Raw genomic sequence first — 19984 nt, forward strand, 5'->3', positions numbered from 1 at the left:
CGGCTACGCGGTGCGGGCGATCTCCTCGCGGGTGACCGGGTGCGCGAAGGGCAACCCCTGGACGTAGCGGGCGAGTTCGTCGGCGGCGGCGGCGGCCATGCGGTGGAGTTCGCCGCCGAGGGAGCCGGCGATGTGGGGGGTGAGGAGGACGTTGGGGAGGTCGTAGAGGGGGGAGTCGGCGGGGAGGGTCTCGGGGACGGTGACGTCGAGGACGGCGTTGATGCGGCCGGTGAGCAGCTCGGCGGTGAGGGCGTCCTGGTCGATCAGGGAGCCGCGGGAGGTGTTGATCAGGGTCGCGCCGTCGGGCATCAGGGCGAGGCGGCGGGCGTCCAGCAGGTGCCTGGTTTCCGGGAGTTCGGGGGCGTGCACGCTCAACACCTCGGAGCGGGTGCAGAGTTCGTCCATGGAGACCAACTCGGCGCCCAGGGACACAGACTGGGTCTCCGTCACATAGGGGTCGTGGAGCAGGAGTTCGAACTCGTACGGCGCCAGCAGCTCCAGTACTCGCCGCCCGATCCGGGAGGCGCCGACGATGCCGACGGTGCGCCGGTAGTTGCCGACGGTGGCGTACCCGGCCTGCCAGTCGTGCGGGGCCCGCCGGGAGCGGTAGTCGGCGGCCAGGCGGAGTACCGGCTTGTTGCTGAACAGGATTGCGGCGACGGTGAATTCGGCGACCGGCAGGGCGTTCGCCCAGGCGGCGGAGGTGATGCCGAGGCCGCGGTCCCAGCAGGCGTCGGTGACGTGGTGCTTGACCGAGCCGGCCGCGTGCAGGACGGCGCGGAGCTTGGGGGCGGCGGCCAGGACGGAGTCCGTGAGCGGGGGGCAGCCCCAGCTGCTGATGATCACCTCGGCCTCCGCGAGGGCGGCCGCGCCCTCCGGGGAGGAGAAGTCGTCGATGACCAACTCCGGGTCGAGGTCGGCGAGTTCGGCGATCCGGGCCATGGTGTCGGGGGAGATCAACCGGGCGGCGAGGTCGCCGTGCATGGCGAGCAGGGCGCGCGGGCGGGTCCGGACGGTGGCGGCGGAGGGCGGTGCCTCGGCGAGCGGTGCCTCGGCGGGCGCGGAGTTGGGCATGGCAGGGCTCCCCAGAAGGCGCAGTGGAAAAGGAGGGGGTTACTTGACGCTGCCGGCGGTGAGTCCGGCCTTCCAGTGGCGCTGGAGCAGCACGAAGGCGATGACCAGCGGCAGGACGGCGAGCAGCGATCCGGTGACCACCAGCGGGTAGTACTCGGGGAAGGCGTGGGTCTGGGCGTTCCAGGAGTACAGGCCGAGGCTGACCGGGAAGAGCCGGTTGTCGGAGAGCATGACCAGCGGCAGGAAGAAGTTGTTCCAGATCGCGGTGAACTGGAACAGGAAGATGGTGACGAAGCCGGGCATGACCATCTTCAGGCCGATCGACCAGAAGGTCCGCAGTTCGCTCGCGCCGTCCATCCGGGCGGCCTCCAGCGTCTCGCCGGGCAGGTAGCCGGCGCAGAACACCCGGGCCAGGTACACCCCGAAGGGGTTGACCAGGGAGGGCAGCAGCACCGCCCAGTAGGTGTTGACGATGTGCAGCTGGGAGGCCAGCAGGTACATCGGCAGGGCGAGCGCGGTGGTGGGCACCAGCACGCCGAGCAGCACCACGCCGAACAGCTTCTCCTTGCCGCGGAAGCTGTAGACGTGGAACGCGTAGCCGGCGCAGACGCAGATCAGCGCGCACAGCGCAGCCCCGATCCCGGCGTACAGCAGGGAGTTGAGGTACCAGCGGAAGTAGATGCCGTCGCCGGTGGTGGCCAGGTCGTGCAGGTTCTGGCCTAGGTGGAAGTTGCCGGCGCCGAGCGAGCGGCCGCCGATCAGGTCGGCGGTGTTCTTCGCGGAGGCGGTGAGCAGCCAGCCGAGCGGGAGCAGGGTGTAGAGGGTGGCGAGGACCAGCGCCCCGTTGACGGCGGTCTTCGACAGCGTCCAGGGGCGGCGGCGCGGCTTCACGGCGGTGTCGGTGGCGGGGCGGACGGGGGTGAGGGTGCTGCTCATCGGGCGGTCTCCGTCCGCTGCTCGGTCCGGTTCGCGGTCCGCTGCTCGGTCCGCCTCTCGTCGCGGCCGCGGGTGAAGCGGGTGACCACGAAGGACAGCGCGGCGGCGACCAGGGCGAGGATCACCGAGGACGCGGCGGCCAGGCCGTAGTCGTTGCGTTCGAACGCGGCGGAGTAGGCGTACATGTTGGGGGTCCAGGTGGAGACCACGCCGGGGGCGACGTCGTGCAGGATCACCGGTTCGGTGAACAGCTGGAGCGAGCCGATCACGGTGAACAGTCCGACCATCACCACGGACGCGCGGATCAGCGGGATCTTCACACTGAACGCGGTGCGCAGCGGTCCGGCGCCGTCGACCACGGCGGCTTCCAGCACCTCGCGCGGGATGGCCTGCAGCGCGGCGTAGAAGATCACCATGTTGTAGCCGGTCCACTCCCAGATCGCGATGTTGACGACCGCGGGCAGCGGGTGGCCGAGCACGTCGACCTGGGTGCCGGCCGAGCTGAGCACGTCGATCACCGGGCTGATGCCGGGGGTGTAGAGGTAGGTCCACACCAGGGCGGCGATGATGCCGGGGACGGCGTGCGGCAGGAACAGCGCGAGCTGGAAGAACCGCTTGGCGCGGGCCAGCGCGGAGTCCAGCAGGAGTGCGACGGCCAGCGACAGGCCGAGCATCAGCGGGATGTACAGCAGGCAGTACTGGGCGGTGTTCCAGAAGCCGTCGCGGAACGCGGCGTCGCCGAGCGCCCGGGTGTAGTTGCCGAGGCCGGTGAACACCTGCTTGGTGGTGCCGCCGAAGCCGAGGCCGGAGCGGCGCTCGCTGAACAGGCTGAGGTAAACCGCGTAGCCGATCGGGATCAGCGTGCACGCGGTGAACAGCACCATGAACGGGGCGAGCAGGACGGCCGGGGCGCCGAGCGGTGCCCGGCGCCTGCGGGCCGGCCGGGCCACGACGGAACCGCCCCGGGTCACGGCGGAACCACCCCGGGCGGCGGGGGTGCCGCCGCCCGGGACGGAGGTGCGGCCGGACATCAGCCGGCCACCTTCAGACCGCGGTTCTTCAGCTCGGCAAGGGTGGCCTGCTGGGCGGCCTCGACCGCGGACGGCACGGTGGTGCCCTGGCCGAGCTTGCCGAAGGCGTCCTTCATCGAGCTGTTGGTGGCGCCCATGGACGGGCCCCAGGCCCAGTTCGGCTTGATGGACTTCGCGGCGTCCTGGTAGATCGCGTAGATGTCCTGGCCGCCGTAGAACTCGGTCTTGAACGCGGCCTTGGCGACCGGGACCAGCTCCGGGTCGGCCGGGTAGGCGGAGGAGGAGCCGGAGGCGATGCGGGCCTGGATGCCCTCGGGGGTGGTGGTCGCCCAGGTGGCGAACTCGACCGCGGCCTTGGCCTTCTTGCTGTCCTTGGAGACCGCGAAGGTGGTGCCGCCGAGCATGCCGGAGGCGGCCTGGCCGTCCCAGCTCGGCACCGGGGCGACGGCCCACTTGCCGTTGGCGGCCGGGTCGGTGCCCAGGGTGGACTTCAGCACGCCGCCGCCCCACGCGGCGCCGAGGTACGCGGCGGTCTCGCCCTTCTGCAGCGAAGCCGTCCACTGCTGGCTGAACGAGGGCTGGACGCGGACCAGGTCGTCGGCGATCAGGCCCTGCCAGTAGTCGGCGACCTTCTTGGTCTCGGCGCCGGCCATGTCGACCTTCCAGCTGTCGCCGCTGGTGCCGAACCACTTGGCGCCGGACTGCCAGACCATCGCCTCGAAGGTGCTCGGGTCGTCCGGGAAGAAGGTGGCGATGCGGGTGTTGGCGTCGGCGGCCTTCAGCTTCGCCGCGGCGTCCTTGAACTCGTCCCAGGTCTTCGGGACGGCGACCCCGGCCTTCTCGAAGAGGTCCTTGCGGTAGTACAGGGCCTGCGGGGAGGCGTCCAGCGGCAGCGCCCAGGTGGAGCCGCCCAGCGTGGTCAGCTCCATCGACTGCGGCAGGTACTTGCCCTTCAGGTCGGCGGAGACCAGCTTGCTGATGTCCTGCACCGCGCCCTGGCTGACGAAGTCCGGCAGTTGCAGGTATTCGACGTTGAACAGGTCGGGGGCGTTGCCGGCCTTCACCGCGTTGGAGATCTTGGCGTAGCCGCCGGCGTTGCCGGACGGGATCTCCTCGAAGGTGACCTGGATGTTCGGGTGGGAGGCGTTGAAGGCCTGCACCACGTCCTTGGTGCCCTTGGCCCAGCCCCAGAAGGTGAGCGAGACCGGCTTGCCGTCGCTGCCCGCGTCGGAGGCCGAGGCCGACCTGTCGCCGTCGCTGCCGCACGCGGCGAGCAGGGTCACGCCCAGGACGGTGGCGGTGGTGGCGGCGGCGAGACGGAGGGCTCTGCGGCGGTGGAGAGCGGGAGAGGGCATGGCACGGCTCCTGTGGGGGTCCTTGAAACGCCGGGTAGGTACCCGATCGCCCGATTTGAGCAGGTCGGGCCGGGTTGACCGCTATCTTGGGACGGCCTCCGATCAGACGTCAAGAGATCGGGATCAAATGATCTGCAATGATCAATCACTCTTGACCCTTCAAGCGGCGCTCAGCTTGACTCTTCAGCGCTTTCGCCGAGGTCACAATCGGATCAAGGAGATCATTCGATCAGCAATCCTTGACGGCGTGATCGCCTCTTCCTAGGGTCGGCCGGGTATCCCCAGCGCCCACCCGTGCCCACTTCGCGCCCACAGGAACCGAGGCCGCCATGCCGCACCCGCTCGCCCTCCCGCCGGAAGACCGCGCACTCAGCCCGTACACCGGCTGGACCAGGGCCCACTGGGAAGGCGTCGCCGACCACCTGCTGGCCGCCGTCCGCCGCTACGCCGGACCGGCCAATGCCCTGATCAATCTGCCCGGCACCCGGCCCAGCTGGTCCGGCCCCCGCTCGGACGGCCTGGAGGGCTACGCCCGCACCTTCCTGCTCGCCGCGATCCGGGTGGCCGGCGCCGACGGCGACGACCCCACCGGCCTGCTGGAGCGCTACGCCGAAGGTCTCGCCGCCGGCACCCGCAGCCCCACCACCGAACTCCGGCTCTCCGACGGCGACCTCACCTCCTGGGGCGCCATCACCGACCGCGGCCAGCCCATGGTGGAAGCCGCCTCCGTCGCCATCGGCCTGCGCCTGACCCGCCGCTGGCTCTGGGACCGCCTCGACCCCGCCGTCCAGGAACGCGCCGGCGCCTGGCTCGCCCAGGCCCTGCACCATCAGCCCGTGGACAACAACTGGTGGCTGTTCCCGTTCACCGTCGGCGGCTTCCTCGCCGAGGCCGGCATCGACACCGACGCCGCGAACGCCGCCATCGACCGCGGCCTGGAACGCATCGACCGCTGGTACCTCGGCGACGGCTGGTACACCGACGGCCGCCCCCGCGCCATCGACCACTACAACGGCTGGGCGCTGCACCTCTACCCCGCCCTGCACGCCCACCTCGCCGCCGACCCCGCGCTCACCGCCCGCTACGGGAGCCGTCTGCACGCCTACCTCGCCGACTACTCCCGGCTGTTCGACGGCAACGGCGCACCCATCCACCAGGGACGCTCCCTCAGCTACCGGTTCGCCGCCGCCGCCCCGCTGTGGGCCGGCGCCCTGCTCGGCACCACCCCGCTCGACCCCGGCACCACCCGCCGGCTCGCCTCCGGCGCGCTGCGCTACTTCCTCGACCGCGACGCCCTCGACGAACACGGCCTGCTCACCCTCGGCTGGCACGGCCCCTACCCGCCGATCGTCCAGCCCTACTCCGGCCCCGCCTCCCCCTACTGGGCCTCCGGCGGCTTCCTCGGCCTGCTGCTGCCGCCCGACCATCCCGTCTGGACCGCTCCCGAAACCCCCTCCCCCGCCGAGACCACCGACGCCGTCACCCCCCTGCCCGCCCCCGGCTGGCTGATCCAGTGCACCGCCGCCGACGGCCTCGTCCGCCTGCACAACCACGGCAGCGACGACCAGCCCGCGGACGCCCCCGTCGCCGACAACCCGCTCTACTCCCGCCTCGCCCACTCCACCCGCACCGGGCCGAACGCCGCCGCCGGCGACAACCACTTCGCCCTCCTGCTCGACGGCGAACCCACCGAACGCGGGCCCATCACCCCACTCGGCGCCGGCCTTCTCGGCAGCTGCGGCTGGGCCGCGTCCTCGCACCGGCCCCGGCACCAGGGCGTCGAACTGCCCGGCGTCACCGTCACCTCGCTGACCCTCGCCCACGGGCCCGACGAGGTCCGGGTCCACCTCGTCCGCGGCGCGACGCCCGGCACGGCCGTCCGCGAGGGGGGTTGGGCGGTCACCGGAGCCCGCTCCTCCGTCACCGACTGCCACGCGCGGATCACCGGCGACGACCACCTCCGCACCGAACTCCTCGCCCTCCACGGCTGGACCACCGCCACCACCGCCCCCGCCCCCGGCGGCACCGCGTTCGGCGACAGCGCCGCGGTTCCGCACCTGCACGGCACCCTCACCACCGGGCTGTTCGCCACCGCCACCCGCCTCACGGCTGCCCCGGCCGCCCTCGCCCCGCTCACGGCCCTCACTTTCGCGGCCACCCCCACCCCGACCGGCCACGACCTCACCATCACCTGGCCGGACATGACGACCACCAACTTCACCTTCCCGCCCACCTCCTGACGCATCGCTGCTTCCCCCCTTCGCGGGTGGCCCGGAACAGCAAGGACCCCCATGCCTCTCGCCTTCTCCACGCTCGGTCTCCCCGCCCACCCCCTGGACGCCGTCCTCGCTCTCGCCGCCGACCACGGCTACCAGGGCCTCGAACTCCGCGCCGCCCCGGGCGAACCCGTCCACACCGGCCTGACCTCCGCCGAACGTCGAGCCGTCGCCCGGCAGTTCGCCGCCGCGGCCGTCACCCCGCTCACCGTCGCCTCGTACGTCGGCATCGCCGAGCCCGGCCCGGACGCCCCCGTCCTCGCCGACCTGCTCGCCCACCTGCACCTCGCCGCCGACCTGGGCGCCCCGTACGTCCGCGTCTTCCCCCGTGGCGGCACCGACCCCACCGAGGGAACCCGCACCGCCGCCCACCGTCTGCTCCAACTCGCCGACGCCGCTGCCGACTTGGGCGTCACGATCCTGGTCGAGACGCACGACTCCCACCGCTCCGCAGCCGCCCTCTCCACTCTCCTGACCGCCACCCCGCACCCGGCCGTCGGCGCCCTCTGGGACGTCCTGCACACCTGGCTGTCCGGCGAGACCCCGGCCGACTCCTACCGCCTGCTCGCCCCGCGCCTCGGCTACGTCCAGGTCAAGGACGTCGCCTCCGCCGAAGACCTCACCCCGCTCCCCCTCGGTGCCGGCGTCCTCCCGCTCCCCGCCTGCCTGGCCCAACTCCCCACCAGTACCTGGGTCTCCTGGGAGTACGAGGCCCCCTGGCACCCCACCGCCGCCCCCTTCGCGCCCCGACTCGCCGCCGGCCACGCCTACCTGAAGGCCCTCCTCGCGGCCTGACCTGCCTTTGGCCCGGTTACGCCCGTGGCAGGCCCCTGCCGGGTTGGCAGGGGCCTGCGGCAGATGGCCGAGGAGCGTCAGGAGCTGCCCTCGGCGAACAGCGTCCTGGCCGGCCGGGCTTGTCGTCCGCCTGTGGCCGGGCGGCCCGGCCTCACCTCAGGTGCCGGGCGAAGAACCGGGCGCCGGCGTCGAGTTCGAACTGCGGGACGCCGGTGTGCCCGCCCATGTTGGCGTGCAGCGTCTTCTCCTTGGAGCCGAAGGCGTCGAACAGGTCCAGGGCCGCCTGCCGGGGGTTCCCCTCGTCGTCCCACTGCAACAGGACCTGCAGCGGGATGGTGACCTGGCGGGCCTCTTCGACGATGGCGGCGGGCACGCGGCTCCCGGCGAAGAGACCGGCGGCCGCGATGCGCGGCTCGACCGCCGCCAGCCGGACGCCGATGGAGATGATTCCCCCCTCGTACCCGACCGGGCCACCGATCCCGGGCAGCTCGAGCAGGGCGTCCAGGGCGGCCCGCCATTCCGGGACCGCCCTCTCCACCAGCGGGAGGATCAGGGCGTTGACGATCTCCTCGCCCACCGGCTCGCCCGCCTCCATCGCCCGGCGCAGCTCGACGCGGGCCTGCTCGGCTGCGGGCCAACCGGGCCGTTCACCGCTCCCGGGGAGTTCGATGGTGGCCGAGGCGAAGCCGTACTCCGCCGCGTAGTACCGGGCTCGCCCCGCCAGCCGGGGGTACATCTTGCGCAGCCCGAGCGGCGGGGGGCTGATCAGGATCAGCGGCGCCGGTGCGGACCCGGGCACCGGCGTCCACAGGATGCCGGGAATCCCGCCGAGGGTGAACTCGCGCTCGAGGACGGCGTCGTCGAGGCGCCGCTCAGCAGTGAAATGCATGGTCATGTCCTTCGGGAGTGCTGTGGAAACGGCGCTCCCGGACGACGACCTATCGCCCGACCGTGACCCCGGAGGGGAGCACCCATGTCGATACTGCGTTCACGGGTACCACCTCCTCGTTCTCTCGCACGGCCTCCGGCAACGTAGCAGTGGTCGGGCGTGGTCCGCCAATCAGGTTGGCGCACAAGCCCCGTGGCCCGACCTTGCTCCGTTACGGGGCGCCGAGCAGCTGGGTGCGCAGTGCGGCGGCGCCGGTCTCGGCGAGCCAGTCCGCCAGCGTGCGCAGTCCGGGGTGGATGACCCGCAGGGCCTCGATGTCGGCGTGCCAGCGATGTCCGGCGTCCCACTGCTGACGGGCCACGGCGAACTCCGGGTTCAACGCGGCCGATTCGTCGTGGGTGAGCTGCTCGTAGCGCACCGCGATTCCGGTCGCGGCGGCGATCGTGGCGGCGGCTTCGACCGGCGTGGGGTCGTCACCGGCGAGTTCCAGGGTGCGTCCGGCGAACCGGTCCGGCTGCTCGAAGGCCAGCGCCGCGAACTCGGCGACGTCCTCCAGTGCGATGAGTTGGAGCGGCTGGTGCGGCGTGAAGAGGTGCCGGTGAACGCCGTTGACGATGCCGTCGAGGCCGAGGCCGTTCATCCCGAGGTAGTTCGTCATGAACCGCACCGGGCGCAGTACCGTCACCAGCGGGATCCGCTGGTGCAGGTACTCCTCGATGCGTCGCTTCCCCGGTGCGGCGAACGCGGCGCCGGTGGTCGAGGCGACGCCGGTGAACACCACCTGGCGGATCCCCGTGGCGGCCGCCGCGTCGGCCAGGGCCCGGCCGCGGGTGAACTCCAGCTCGTTGTCGCTGCCGGACGGCCCGTAGGCGACCGGCGGCACGGCGAACAGTGCGGTGGCGCCGGCCAGCGCCGGTTCCAGGCCGGCCGGCTCGTCGAAGTCCGCGAGGGCCAGCTCGGCCCCGGCGTCGGCGAGCGCCACGGCGGCGGGTGCGGTGCTGTCCCGTACCAGCGCGCGCACCGGCCGGCCGGCGGCCAGCAGCCGGCGTGCCGTCGCACCGCCCTGCTTCCCGGTGGCGCCGGTCACGACGACGATGCCCTGGGCCGCGCCGGTGTCGGCGTCGGAGCGGACGGATTCGGCGGTCATGTGGTCCTCCTTCTTCGCCCGGGCCTGGTTGCGGACGGGGTGTGCTCGACCCGAGCTATCTGAGACACTCCAACCCGGTTGGCTCCGAGGGCACAAGGGGTTTCGTGACATGACCGCAGTGATCGACGGCGGCGACCGGGCCGACGCCCGCCGCAACCGGGCGAAGGTGCTGTCCGCCGCCGGAGCGGCGTTCGCCGAGCACGGACTCGACGTCCCGCTCGGCGACATCGCCCGCCGGGCCGGTGTCGGCGCGGGCACCGTGTACCGGCATTTCCCGAGCAAGCAGGCCCTCCTGGAAGCGGTGCACGCCCAGCACCTGAACGACCTGATCGCCTCCGGGGAGCGGCGGATGGCCCGGTCCGCGCCCACCGAGGCGTTCTTCGGGTTCCTTCTGGAGGTCGTCGAGACGTCCCAGCGGCGCGGACCGGTCTGCGACCTGGTGACCGCCGACCCGAGCTGGCCGCGCCCGGTGCTCACGGCGGCCGTGCAGCGGTTCCGCCAGGTCCTGACCGCCCTGCTCCACGCGGCGCAGCGGGCGGGCGGCGTCCGTCCCGGCCTGGGCCCCGAGGACGTGGCCGCGTTCGCCGTCGGGTGCACCGCGATGCTTGCCGCGCGCCGCGACCGTCAGGCCGGCCTCGCGCTCGTCCGGCTCGCCCTGGACGGGCTGCGGCCGTCCACTTCCGTCACGGAACAAGCATCCTTTCGTGACGGCGTCCACCGGACGATCGGCGCCGGCTGCGAGGAGTGCGGGGCCGCGCTCGCACCCCGGCCCACCGGCCGCCCGCTGCGCTACTGCGGAGCCACCTGCCGCCAACGGGCCCGCCGCCGACGCCTGGCCGACTGAGACCAGTGCCCCGAACGCCCTGCCTTCACGATCGGGCGGTGCTGAGCGCGTGCGTCCCCACCGCCGGTTGCGGAACCGGTCACGGCGTCAGTGCCGCCGGTGCGACCGGGTGGGGTCACCCGACTTTCGTTCACCGGCCGGTCCTAAACTCCCACCGTGACCAAGGACTTGAGGTGCACTCACTGCGGGAATGCCGGACTCGACCAGGGCTTCGTCGAGAACGACGCCCAGCACAGCTCGGGCGACGCCCGCTGGGTCGCGGGTCCGCTGGAGCGCGGCCTGTTCGGCGGAGCAAAGCAGTGGGGCCGGCCCCACTTCCAGATCGACGCCTTCCGCTGCCCGCACTGCGGCCACCTGGAACTCTTCGCCCGCCAACAGCTCGGCTAGGCCTGTCCGCCGCCGTTCGCCCTCCGGCGTGCAGCCGAACGACCTACCGGAACGGCCCCGCACCGATCCCGGCCAGGTCTTCCGCCAGGTCCGCCAAGGTCAGTTCGGGGTTGAGGGCGGCCACCAGGCCGTCCGTCAGCGGCTCGCCGGCGAAGACGGCGCGGACGGCTGCCAGGTCGATCTCGGTTTCCAGGTACTCCTCGGCGTGCGCGTGGTACGCCTCCGGCCGGCGGTCCGTCAGCAGCGCGAACAGGCCGTCCGCGCCGTCGGGATCAGGCACGGGCGGGAAGTCGATCGTGCCGTGCTTCCACGCCGGGTCGGCGGTCTCGCGCCACAGACAGGCTGTCACCACAGGGGTATCGTTCTCGTCGCTGAACGCCGGTTCGGCGACCTGCGCGGCGAAGGCGGCGGGCACCTCGTCCAGCACACCGGGCCACACCTCGCCGTCGTTGCCGTACGGGCTCATCTCCGCCTCGTGGGCGAACCCGCGCACGTACGCCCCGCCCGGACCGAACACGATCGCGTACTCGTCGCCGCAGCCGTCCCGCATCGAGGCCATCTCCTCACCGGACGCCACGCCCCACCGCGCGTCGTAGCTGAAGTACCGGTCGCCCCATGCGGGCAGCAGGATCGCGTCCAGCACCGCCAAGGCCCGGCAGTGGTCCCGGAGTTCGGCGATCCCGGGCAGCGCCGCAGCAACGCGTTCAACAGTCATCCCGCCATCCAAGCAGGTCGCGCCCACACCACCGGCCCCAAAACCGCATGCCCGGGGCCGCCGCCGCACCCCACAATGTCGCATGCTGATCGATCACTGGCCCGTGCTGGGCCTGCGTCTGAGGACGCCCCGGTTGGAGCTCCGGCTGCCCGGGGACGGGGAGTTGGCCGCGCTGGCCGCGCTCGCGGCGGAGGGTGTCCACGAACCCGGCCGGATGCCCTTCATGGTCCCGTGGACGGACCTGCCGCCCGCCGAGCGGGCCCGCGCGGTGGTGCAGCACCACTGGCGGCGGCTCGGGACCTGGTCGCCGGACGACTGGGCGCTCAACCTCACCGTGTTCGCGGATGGGCAGGTGGTGGGCCTGCAGACCCTCACCGCGCGGAACTTCGGCGTGCTGCGGCAGGTGAGCACCGGGTCGTGGCTGGGCGCGGCGCACCAGGGGCGGGGCATCGGCACGGAGATGCGCGCGGCCGTCCTGCACCTGGCCTTCGCGGGGCTGGGCGCCGACGAGGCGGTCTCGGCCGCGTTCGCGGACAACGCCGCCTCCTCCGCCGTCTCCCGCAAGCACGGCTACCGGCCGGACGGCGTCGAGCGCGTCGTGGTGCGCGGCCGCCGGGTGACGTCCCACCGGTTCCGACTGCCCCGCGCCGACTGGGAGGCCCGCCGCACCACCCCCGTCACGATCGACGGCCTGGCGCCCTGCCTCCCCCTCTTCGGCCTGCCCGACCCCAGCCCTGAACCCCGCCGTCGCCCCCCCGCCCCCCGCCCTTCACTGCGCCGAACAGGCCTACGCCCCACCGTCGCCCCCCGCCTCCCGCCCTTCACCACTGCGCCGGACAGGCCTGTGCCCCGCCGTCGCCCCCCGTCTCCGCTCTTCGCTGCGCCGGACAGGCCTACACCCCACCGTCGCCCCCGTCTCCCGCCCTTCACTGCGCCGAACAGGCCTACACCCCACCGTCGCCCCCGTCTCCCGCCCTTCACTGCGCCGAACAGGCCCACGCCCCACCGTCGCCCCCGTCTCCCGCCCTTCACTGCGCCGAACAGGCCCACGCCCCACCGTCGCCCCCGTCTCCCGCTCTTCGCTGCGCCGAACAGGCCTATGCCTCGCCGTCGCCCCCGCAGGAGGTGCGGACCTTCAGGGTGGGGAGCAGCTCGACGTGGTACGCGGGGAGGCCGGTCGGGTCGTCGAGGCGGCGGAGCAGGAGTTCGAGGGCGGTGGCGCCGACGGACTTCTTGGGCGGGGCGACGGCGGTGAGCGGGGGTGCGGCGAGGGCGGCGAAGACGTCGTCGTAGGAGATCAGGGCGACGTCCTCGGGGACGCGCAGGCCGCGGATGCGCAGCAGGGGCGGGAGTTGGATGGCGTCCTGGTCGTTGTGGACGAGGACGGCGCGGACGCCGTCGGCGACGGCTTCGGCGATCTGCTCGGCGACCCATTCGGGGTCGGGGACGCTGGTGGGGCTGCCGGGGCGGTGCATGTCGATGACGGGGCGGGTGCGCAGGCCGAGCAGGGGGACGGCTTCGGCGTAGCCGGTGCGGACCTGGTGGGCCGTCCAGGTGTCGGCGCGGGCGGCGAGCAGCACGGTGTCGTGGCCGAGGGCGGCGAGGTGGCGCAGGGCGAGCAGGACGCCGTGGCGGTGGTCGGAGCCGACCGCGTCGAGTTCGGCGGCGGCGCTGCCCGGGTCGGCCTTGCGTTCCACCAGGACGGCGGGGACGGGGAGTTCGGCGAGCCAGTGGTGGTCGCCGGGGTGGTGCGGCGGGTCGCCGGGTTGCCAGTTGGGGGTGAGCAGCAGGCCGTCGACGCCGGAGTCGAGGAGGCGCTCGACCTGGGCGCGGTCGTCGCGGGCCTCGTAGGCGGCGATGCCGAGGACGAGGCGGGCGCCGGCGGTGGTGGCGGCGGCGCGGGCGCCGGCGATCACTTCGTCGAAGTAGGAGCCGACGGTGGGGACGAGCATGCCGATGACCCGGTCGTGGTGGCCGGGGCGGGCGTTCGGGCCGCTGTCGGGGAGGGCGACGGAGCCGTGCGAGCGGGCGAGTTCGCCCGCGTCGGCGAGGGCGGCGACGTCCCTGCGGACGGTGACCGCGGGGATGCCGAGGCGGGCGGCCAGGTCGACCACCCGGACGGTGCCGAGGTCGCGCACGACCTGCAGGATCCGTGCCCGGCGTTCCTCTGCCGTGACGGTCATGGCGTCCCCTCCTGGTTCGGGCCGCGGCCCGGGCGGACCGCGAGGGCGGTTGCCGCGACCGGTACCACGACAACCACTCGATCAATTTTTATCATTCGATCGCCATTCGATCGAAAGGTCTGAATGTATTGACTCGATCACATGCCGCTGGGCTCCGGAACGGCCGGCGCGCCGATCATCCTGGCGGGCTACGGTACCGGTACCGCCCGCTGTGCTGCGGGCTTCACCACCGGCCCGCCCGCCACCACCGCGCGCGTCTCCTGCTGTGCGCGCAGCGGCAGCGGCTGTGGCTGTGGCTGTGGCTGGTGCGACGACGTGACCGTCACCAAGGCCCGAGCAGCCGCCACGAGGAAGGCCGGGCTCAGCGCGGGTCCACCGCGTGAAGCTCACCCCCGTCCCACTCCAACCAGCGGGTGATGCCGATCTCCCGCAGGAACGGATAGTCGTGGCTGGCGACGATCAGCGCGCCCCGGTAGCCCGCGAGGGCCTGGGTGAGCTGGCGGACGCTGGCCAGATCCAGGTTGTTGGTCGGCTCGTCGAGCAGCAGCAGCTGCGGCGGCGGGTCGGCCAGCAGCAGCGCCGCCAGCGTCGCCCGGAAGCGCTCGCCGCCGGAGAGCGTGCCGGCCGGTTGGTCGGCCCGGGCGCCGCGGAACAGGAACCGGGCCAGCCGGGCCCGGACGTCGTTGTCCGTGGCGGCCGGGGCGTGCGCCTTGACGTTCCGGAAGACGGTGGCTTCGTCGTCCAGCACGTCGAGGCGCTGCGGCAGGTACCGCATCGGCACCGGCGTGGTGATCATGCCCTCGGCGGGGGCGAGTTCGCCCGCGACGGTGCGCAGCAGCGTGGTCTTGCCGGAGCCGTTGCGGCCGATCAGGGCGACCCGCTCGGGGCCGCGCAGCTCCAGGTCGACCATGCCGCCGTACGCCAGCCGGACCCGTTCGAGCAGCAGCACGCTGCGCCCGGCGGGGACGGCGGTGCGGGGCAGGTCGATGCGGATCTCCGCGTCGTCCCGCACCGCCTCCTCGGCGACGGCGAGCCGCTCCTTGGCCTCGTTGAGGCGTTCGGTGTGCATGCCGCGCAGCCGGCCGGCGGTCTCCTCTCCCTTGCCCTGGAGCTTGTCGGCGAGGGCCTTGGGGTCGTTGCGCCGGATCGAGCGCTGCTTGCCGTAGGCCGCGGACTTGGCGAGCCGCTGGGTGGCCTCGACCAGATCCCGCTTCTGCCGCTTCACATCGGCCTCGGCGTTGCGGACCAGGCGCTCGGCGGTCTCCTGCTCGGCCGCGAGGGTCTGCTGGTAGGCGCTGAAGTTGCCGCCGTACCAGGTGACTTCGCCGTCCCGCAGGTCGGCGATCTGGTCGACCCGCTCCAGCAGCTCCCGGTCGTGGCTGACCAGCAGCAGCACGCCCGGGAAGGCGGCCACCGCGTCGTACAGCCGGGCCCGGGCCTGGGCGTCCAGGTTGTTGGTCGGCTCGTCGAGCAGCAGCACGTCGGGACGGCGCAGCAGCAGTGCGGCGAGGTGCAGCAGAACGGCCTGGCCGCCGGAGAGTTCGCCGGTGGTGCGGTCGAGGTGCAGCCCCGTCAGGCCGAGACGGTCGAGGGTGGCGCGGGCGCGCTCCTCGACGTCCCAGTCGTCGCCGATGGTGGTGAAGTGCCGTTCGTCGGCGTCTCCCGACTCGATGGCGTGCAGGGCCTCACGCTTGGCGCGGATGCCGAGCGTCTCGTCCACCCGCTGGTCGGCGGCGACCGTCAGGTCCTGTGGCAGGTAGGCGAGTTCACCGGCGATTCGGACGGTGCCGGAGGCCGGGGTGAGCTCGCCGGCGATCAGCCGCAGCAGGGTGGACTTGCCGGCGCCGTTCAGGCCGACCAGCCCCGTCCGGCCCGGGCCGACCGCGAGATGGAAACCGCTCAGCACGGGACGGCCGTCGGGCCATTCGAAGCCGAGGTCGGTGCAGAGGATCGAGGTGGTGGGTTGCGCCATGGAGGGCCTCCGTCAGTTGCCGTGGAAAGTGGGGACAACACGGGGAGACACCGAGGACGCGGGTACGAGAAGGGCCGTCACGGGATCAAAGAAAGAACCCGCACGGGAGCCATGGATCGCTGCCCTGCCGAGGTCGCACTCGCGCCCGCACGCCGAGAAACCCGGATACAGCACGGGTGTGGCGTGGCGCGGTGTCTCATGACCTCAGACAAGCAACGGCCTTCTCCAGACATGCGGGAATGTGACGCCTCCGAGCGTACGGAACCCCCGCCACCGCGCGCAACGGAATTAAGTCCCCTCCCTTCGTCCGGCAGGAGCGCAGGCCGGCCCGGCCGGGAGCGCTTCGCCCGCCGTCTAAAATCGACTCATCATGACTGCCACTCTCGTCGTCAAGGACCTCGCCGCCGGTCACGGTGAGCGCACGCTGTTCTCCGGGCTCGACCTGGTCGTCGCTCCGGGGGACGTGATCGGGCTGGTCGGGGTGAACGGCGCGGGCAAGTCCACCCTGCTGCGGCTGCTGGCCGGCCTGGACGTGCCGGAGGGCGGCAGCCTGAAGCTGAGCCCGCCGACGGCGAATGTCGGCCACCTGCCGCAGGAGCCGGAGCGGCGGGAGGGCGAGTCGGTGCGTGACTTCCTGGCCCGCCGGACGGGCGTCGCGGCGGCGCAGGCCGCGCTGGACGAGGCGACCGAGGGCCTGGTGGAGGGCCGCCCGGGCGCGGACGACGCGTACGCGGCGAGCCTGGACCGCTGGCTGGACCTGGGCGGCGCGGACTTGGAGGAGCGGGCCGAGGAGGTCGCCGACCAGCTGGGCCTGAAGGTCTCGCTGGACCTGCCGATGACGGCGCTGTCCGGCGGCCAGGCGGCCCGGGCGGGCCTGGCTTCGCTGCTGCTGTCCCGCTACGACGTGTTCCTGCTGGACGAGCCCACCAACGACTTGGACCTGGACGGCCTGGAGCGCCTGGAGTCCTTCGTCAAGGGCCTGCGCGCCGGCACCGTGCTGATCAGCCACGACCGCGAGTTCCTGGCCCGCACCGTCACCCGGGTGCTCGAACTGGACCTGCACCAGCACCAGGTGAACCTGTACGGCGGCGGCTACGAGTCGTACCTGGAGGAGCGGGCGATCTCCCGCCGGCACGCCCGGGAGCAGTACGAGGAGTACGCGGACACCAAGGCCGGCCTGGAGGCGCGCGCGCAGATGCAGCGCAACTGGCTGGAGCACGGGGTGCGCAACGCCCGGCGCAAGGGCGGTGACAACGACAAGAAGGCCCGCGCGCAGCGCGCCGAGTCCACCGAGAAGCAGGCCGCGAAGGCCCGGCAGACCCAGCGGATGATCGAGCGGCTGGACGTGGTGGAGGAGCCCCGCAAGGAGTGGGAGCTGCGGATGGAGATCGCCGCCGCGCCGCGCTCCGGCTCGGTGGTGGCGACGCTCCGTCAGGCGTCCGTCAAGCGCGGCGAGTTCGTGTTCGGCCCGGTGGACCTGCAGATCGACTGGGCGGATCGGGTGGCGATCACCGGCGCGAACGGCGCGGGCAAGTCGACGCTGCTGGCGGCGCTGCTGGGCCGGCTGGAGCTGGACTCGGGCAGTGCGGCGCTCGGTTCGGGTGTGCAGATCGGCGAGGTGGAGCAGGCCCGCGGCCACCTGTTCGGCGGCGACACCGGGCGTCCGCTGCTGGAGGCGTTCTCCGCCGCCGTGCCGGACCTGAACCCGGAGGACGTGCGCACCCTGCTGGCCAAGTTCGGCCTGAAGGCGGTGCACGTGCTGCGCCCGGCCGCGACCCTCTCCCCGGGCGAGCGGACCCGGGCGGCGCTGGCGCTGCTGCAGGCCCGCGGAGTGAACCTGCTGGTGCTGGACGAGCCGACGAACCACCTGGACCTGCCCGCGATCGAGCAGTTGGAGTCGGCGCTGGCCTCCTACACCGGCACGCTGCTGCTGGTCACCCACGACCGCCGGATGCTGGACACGGTGAAGGTGAACCGGCGGCTGGTGGTCGCGGACGGCAGGGTCTCCGAGGCCTGACCGGCAAGTACTGGCAAGGCCGGGTCTTCCACCCGGTCGCCGCCATGTGCTGTGCTGTCGCCCATGGTTGACAGTGCATCCACCACCGAAGCGCCGTCCTTCCCGACGGTGCCGCTGCGCCCGATGAGGGTGCCCGTCGAAGAGGCGGCGGACCGCTGCCGGGACTTCCACCAGGTGATGGCGCAGCGCCGCACCGTCCGCGACTACTCGACCCGCCCGCTGCCCGAGGGCGTGCTGGAGTGGGCGATCCGCACGGCGGCGACGGCGCCCAGCGGGGCGCACGTGCAGCCGTGGCGGTTCGTGGTGGTGACCGATCCGGAGCGCAAGCGGCGGCTGCGGGAGGCCGCCGAGGCGGAGGAGCGCGAGTTCTACGGGCACCGGGCGTCCGAGGAGTGGCTGGCGGCGCTGGCCCCGATCGGCACCGACTGGCGCAAGCCGTTCCTGGAGGACGCGCCCGCGGTGATCGTGGTGTTCGAGGTGCACAAGGGCCCCAACTCGCCCCGCCCGTACTACACGAAGGAGAGCGTGGGCATCGCCGTCGGCCTGCTGCTGGCCTCGCTGCACCAGGCGGGCCTGGCCACCCTGACGCACACGCCGAGCCCGATGCGCTTCCTGAACGAGATCTGCGAGCGCCCGCAGGAGGAGCGCGCCGCGTACGTGATCCCGGTCGGCTACCCGGCGGACGACGCCCGGGTGCCGGATCTGGAGCGCAAGCCGCTGGACGAGGTGCTGGTCCGGCTCTGACGGCCCGGGGCAGCGTACGGCCGGGGCGGCGCTCCGGGCGTGCGCGACCCCGCCCCGGCCCAGGCCGTGAAAGAGCCGTGAGGGTACGGAATAGTGCTGGTCGGAGGGGTCGCGGATGACCCATACTCCCGATCATGAGCCATTCCACCGACGCACCTGACACCGCCGTACCTGACACCGCCGTACCCGACACCGCCGCGCCCGCCACCGGCACCTCCGGCACCGCGGTGAGCCCGCTGACCGCGGGCCGCCCGCCCGAGCTGCTGCCGATCGGCGGCGGCGCCCACCTGCGCCGCCGCCGGCCGGCCGACGCCGCCGGGCTGAACGCCGCGGTGATCGCCAACCTCGACCACCTGCGCCCGTACATGCCGTGGGCCGCCACGGCGCCGACGCTGCCGGAGAGCGAGCAGCTCTCGGTGCGCGGCGAGCAGGTCTGGGACGAGGGCACCGACTTCATGTACCTGCTCGGCCTGGACGCCGACCCGGCCGTGGTGATCGGCGGTTTCGGCCTGCACGGCCGGATCGGCCCGGGCGCGCTGGAGATCGGCTACTGGGTGCACCGCGAGCACACCGGCCGCGGCCTGGCCACCGCCGCCGCCCGCGCGCTCACCGAGGCCGCGCTGGCCCTGCCGGGCATCACCCGGGCGGAGATCCACTGCGACGAGTCGAACGCCGCGAGCGCCGCCGTGCCGCGCAAGCTCGGCTACACGCTGGACCGGATCGACTCGGTGACGCCGACCGCCCCGGCGGAGACCGGCCGCAAGATGATCTGGGTGACGGGCTCCTGACGCCCACGCGGCAGTACTGACGGGGACGGACGGCGGCCGTCCCCGTTCGTGTTTTCCGGCCGCCGGAGGACGTTCCCCGGCAGCCGTGCCTCAGCGGCCCGCGAGCCGTTCGATCAGCACCTGCCAGCCGTCGGCGAGCGCGGTGCCGAGGTCGCCGGGGCAGCGCTCGGCGCGCTGCGCGGCGTCGGCCCGGTCCATCGCCAGGAAGAGCAGCGGCGGGCCTTCGAGGGCGCTGGTCAGCTGGAAGGCGAGAGTGTCCAGGTCGGACAGGCCGAGCGACGCCTGCCCGAGCAGCATCCGGATGTGCGGCTGGGTGAACACCGGCCCGCCGGCCGGGACGGTGCCCTTGCGTTCGATCGCGGCGCGCGCGATGTCGTGCCGCGCCAGCAGGAACCTGGTCCGCTCGCGGCCGTAGGCGATCAGCCGGTCGATCGGGTCGGCGCCGGGGCCGAGCGGCGGCGCGCCGGACAGCACCTCGTTCTGGAAGCACTGTTCCTCGGCGTCCAGCAGGGCGCGGAAGATGCCCGCCCGGGTGCCGAAGCGGCGGAAGACCGTGCCTTTGCCCAGGCCGGCGCGTTCGGCGAGCCCGTCCATGGTGACTTTCTCGGCGCCGAGCTCGGCGATCATCGCGCGGGCCGTGCACAGCAGGGCCTCGCGGTTGCGGGCCGCGTCCGCTCGCTCGACCGGGGGCTTGCCGAAGGGGACGTCCATGGCAGCCAATTTACCTTCCGAGAGAAACGGGGTAAAGTCCGGTTCATCGAAGCGGGGTAAAGTCCGCTTCGGCGGGTGCGGCATCCCCGGCCGCATCGCCCCGCCCCGCCCGTCCACGTC

General features: G+C 73.0%; 17 protein-coding genes and 1 pseudogene. 8 read left to right on the forward strand and 10 right to left on the reverse strand.

The window, feature by feature from the left end:
• Positions 1-3: 3 nt before the first annotated feature.
• The 4 genes from ACZ6R9_RS27390 to ACZ6R9_RS27405 form a co-directional block, all read right to left on the reverse strand.
• The gene (locus ACZ6R9_RS27390) at positions 4-984 is read right to left on the reverse strand and encodes a hydroxyacid dehydrogenase (RefSeq protein WP_380481990.1); all 981 of its coding nucleotides are present in this window, start codon (positions 982-984) and stop codon (positions 4-6) included.
• A gap of 129 nt (positions 985-1113) precedes the next feature.
• Positions 1114-2010 carry a carbohydrate ABC transporter permease gene (locus ACZ6R9_RS27395; protein ID WP_465540908.1) on the reverse strand — a complete coding sequence of 299 codons (897 nt, stop codon included), beginning with the start codon at positions 2008-2010 and terminating at the stop codon, positions 1114-1116.
• Positions 2007-3041 carry a carbohydrate ABC transporter permease gene (locus ACZ6R9_RS27400; RefSeq protein WP_465540910.1) on the reverse strand — a complete coding sequence of 345 codons (1035 nt, stop codon included), beginning with the start codon at positions 3039-3041 and terminating at the stop codon, positions 2007-2009. Before ACZ6R9_RS27400 ends, ACZ6R9_RS27395 begins: the two co-directional genes overlap by 4 nt.
• Positions 3041-4396: an ABC transporter substrate-binding protein gene (locus ACZ6R9_RS27405; protein ID WP_380481820.1), complete on the reverse strand. Its 1356-nt coding sequence runs from the start codon at positions 4394-4396 to the stop codon at positions 3041-3043. The genes ACZ6R9_RS27400 and ACZ6R9_RS27405 overlap by 1 nt, the downstream gene beginning before the upstream one ends.
• A 329-nt stretch (positions 4397-4725) precedes the next feature.
• Here ACZ6R9_RS27405 and ACZ6R9_RS27410 point away from each other — a divergent pair, with 329 nt between their 5' ends.
• Together ACZ6R9_RS27410 and ACZ6R9_RS27415 are read left to right on the forward strand one after the other, a co-directional pair.
• Positions 4726-6636, forward strand: a complete 1911-nt coding sequence (locus tag ACZ6R9_RS27410; RefSeq protein ID WP_465540913.1) for a DUF2264 domain-containing protein — start codon at positions 4726-4728, stop codon at positions 6634-6636.
• 51 nt (positions 6637-6687) lie between these two features.
• Positions 6688-7467, forward strand: coding sequence for a sugar phosphate isomerase/epimerase family protein (locus ACZ6R9_RS27415; RefSeq protein ID WP_380481824.1), 780 nt, complete (start codon positions 6688-6690; stop codon positions 7465-7467).
• 151 nt (positions 7468-7618) lie between these two features.
• On the opposite strand, the gene ACZ6R9_RS27420 is transcribed toward ACZ6R9_RS27415, so the two are convergent.
• Positions 7619-8356 carry a dienelactone hydrolase family protein gene (locus ACZ6R9_RS27420; RefSeq protein ID WP_465540915.1) on the reverse strand — a complete coding sequence of 246 codons (738 nt, stop codon included), beginning with the start codon at positions 8354-8356 and terminating at the stop codon, positions 7619-7621.
• 211 nt (positions 8357-8567) lie between these two features.
• Complete coding sequence (locus ACZ6R9_RS27425) at positions 8568-9503, reverse strand: NmrA family NAD(P)-binding protein (RefSeq protein ID WP_380481828.1); 936 nt, start codon at positions 9501-9503, stop codon at positions 8568-8570.
• 109 nt (positions 9504-9612) lie between these two features.
• Between ACZ6R9_RS27425 and ACZ6R9_RS27430 the strand changes: the two genes are divergently transcribed.
• Positions 9613-10347, forward strand: a complete 735-nt coding sequence (locus tag ACZ6R9_RS27430; protein WP_465540918.1) for a TetR/AcrR family transcriptional regulator — start codon at positions 9613-9615, stop codon at positions 10345-10347.
• 156 nt (positions 10348-10503) lie between these two features.
• A complete protein-coding gene (locus ACZ6R9_RS27435) occupies positions 10504-10734 on the forward strand; it encodes a hypothetical protein (protein WP_380481832.1) in 231 nt (76 codons plus the stop codon).
• 43 nt (positions 10735-10777) lie between these two features.
• Here ACZ6R9_RS27435 and ACZ6R9_RS27440 read toward each other — a convergent pair whose 3' ends face one another.
• Entirely contained in the window at positions 10778-11449 is a 672-nt protein-coding gene (locus ACZ6R9_RS27440; protein ID WP_465540920.1) for a hypothetical protein, read from the reverse strand.
• Positions 11450-11531: 82 nt separating this feature from the next.
• Here ACZ6R9_RS27440 and ACZ6R9_RS27445 point away from each other — a divergent pair.
• Positions 11532-12014, forward strand: a pseudogene (locus ACZ6R9_RS27445) (GNAT family N-acetyltransferase); the annotation flags it as partial.
• 532 nt (positions 12015-12546) lie between these two features.
• On the opposite strand, the gene ACZ6R9_RS27450 reads toward ACZ6R9_RS27445, so the two are convergent.
• Positions 12547-13632 (reverse strand): substrate-binding domain-containing protein, encoded by a 1086-nt coding sequence (locus tag ACZ6R9_RS27450; RefSeq protein WP_465540922.1) that lies wholly within the window; start codon positions 13630-13632, stop codon positions 12547-12549.
• A gap of 361 nt (positions 13633-13993) precedes the next feature.
• Complete coding sequence (locus ACZ6R9_RS27455; RefSeq protein ID WP_380481840.1) at positions 13994-15604, reverse strand: ABC-F family ATP-binding cassette domain-containing protein; 1611 nt, start codon at positions 15602-15604, stop codon at positions 13994-13996.
• Positions 15605-15974: 370 nt separating this feature from the next.
• Between ACZ6R9_RS27455 and ACZ6R9_RS27460 the strand changes: the two genes are divergently transcribed.
• The 3 genes from ACZ6R9_RS27460 to ACZ6R9_RS27470 all read left to right on the forward strand — a co-directional run bounded on the left by ACZ6R9_RS27460 (position 15975) and on the right by ACZ6R9_RS27470 (position 19153).
• Complete coding sequence (locus ACZ6R9_RS27460; protein ID WP_380481842.1) at positions 15975-17621, forward strand: ABC-F family ATP-binding cassette domain-containing protein; 1647 nt, start codon at positions 15975-15977, stop codon at positions 17619-17621.
• 63 nt (positions 17622-17684) lie between these two features.
• Entirely contained in the window at positions 17685-18365 is a 681-nt protein-coding gene (locus ACZ6R9_RS27465; RefSeq protein ID WP_380481844.1) for a nitroreductase family protein, read from the forward strand.
• Positions 18366-18499: 134 nt separating this feature from the next.
• Positions 18500-19153: a GNAT family N-acetyltransferase gene (locus ACZ6R9_RS27470; RefSeq protein WP_465540925.1), complete on the forward strand. Its 654-nt coding sequence runs from the start codon at positions 18500-18502 to the stop codon at positions 19151-19153.
• Between the two features lie 90 nt (positions 19154-19243).
• On the opposite strand, the gene ACZ6R9_RS27475 is transcribed toward ACZ6R9_RS27470, so the two are convergent.
• Positions 19244-19864 carry a TetR/AcrR family transcriptional regulator gene (locus ACZ6R9_RS27475; protein WP_380481847.1) on the reverse strand — a complete coding sequence of 207 codons (621 nt, stop codon included), beginning with the start codon at positions 19862-19864 and terminating at the stop codon, positions 19244-19246.
• Between the last annotated feature and the right edge of the window lie 120 nt (positions 19865-19984).

Source organism: Kitasatospora sp. NPDC048662 (assembly GCF_055587065.1).

Excerpts from the sequence above, each read along its gene's own strand:
- ACZ6R9_RS27430 (WP_465540918.1), top strand. The coding sequence starts at position 9,613 with ATGACCGCAGTGATCGACGGCGGCGACCGGGCCGACGCCCGCCGCAAC.
- ACZ6R9_RS27455 (WP_380481840.1), bottom strand. The coding sequence starts at position 15,604 with ATGGCGCAACCCACCACCTCGATCCTCTGCACCGACCTCGGCTTCGAA.
- ACZ6R9_RS27425 (WP_380481828.1), bottom strand. The coding sequence starts at position 9,503 with ATGACCGCCGAATCCGTCCGCTCCGACGCCGACACCGGCGCGGCCCAG.
- ACZ6R9_RS27475 (WP_380481847.1), bottom strand. The coding sequence starts at position 19,864 with ATGGACGTCCCCTTCGGCAAGCCCCCGGTCGAGCGAGCGGACGCGGCC.
- ACZ6R9_RS27450 (WP_465540922.1), bottom strand. The coding sequence starts at position 13,632 with ATGACCGTCACGGCAGAGGAACGCCGGGCACGGATCCTGCAGGTCGTG.
- ACZ6R9_RS27420 (WP_465540915.1), bottom strand. The coding sequence starts at position 8,356 with ATGCATTTCACTGCTGAGCGGCGCCTCGACGACGCCGTCCTCGAGCGC.
- ACZ6R9_RS27440 (WP_465540920.1), bottom strand. The coding sequence starts at position 11,449 with ATGACTGTTGAACGCGTTGCTGCGGCGCTGCCCGGGATCGCCGAACTC.
- ACZ6R9_RS27465 (WP_380481844.1), top strand. The coding sequence starts at position 17,685 with ATGGTTGACAGTGCATCCACCACCGAAGCGCCGTCCTTCCCGACGGTG.
- ACZ6R9_RS27410 (WP_465540913.1), top strand. The coding sequence starts at position 4,726 with ATGCCGCACCCGCTCGCCCTCCCGCCGGAAGACCGCGCACTCAGCCCG.
- ACZ6R9_RS27460 (WP_380481842.1), top strand. The coding sequence starts at position 15,975 with ATGACTGCCACTCTCGTCGTCAAGGACCTCGCCGCCGGTCACGGTGAG.
- ACZ6R9_RS27470 (WP_465540925.1), top strand. The coding sequence starts at position 18,500 with ATGAGCCATTCCACCGACGCACCTGACACCGCCGTACCTGACACCGCC.
- ACZ6R9_RS27390 (WP_380481990.1), bottom strand. The coding sequence starts at position 984 with ATGCACGGCGACCTCGCCGCCCGGTTGATCTCCCCCGACACCATGGCC.
- ACZ6R9_RS27395 (WP_465540908.1), bottom strand. The coding sequence starts at position 2,010 with ATGAGCAGCACCCTCACCCCCGTCCGCCCCGCCACCGACACCGCCGTG.
- ACZ6R9_RS27405 (WP_380481820.1), bottom strand. The coding sequence starts at position 4,396 with ATGCCCTCTCCCGCTCTCCACCGCCGCAGAGCCCTCCGTCTCGCCGCC.
- ACZ6R9_RS27400 (WP_465540910.1), bottom strand. The coding sequence starts at position 3,041 with ATGTCCGGCCGCACCTCCGTCCCGGGCGGCGGCACCCCCGCCGCCCGG.
- ACZ6R9_RS27415 (WP_380481824.1), top strand. The coding sequence starts at position 6,688 with ATGCCTCTCGCCTTCTCCACGCTCGGTCTCCCCGCCCACCCCCTGGAC.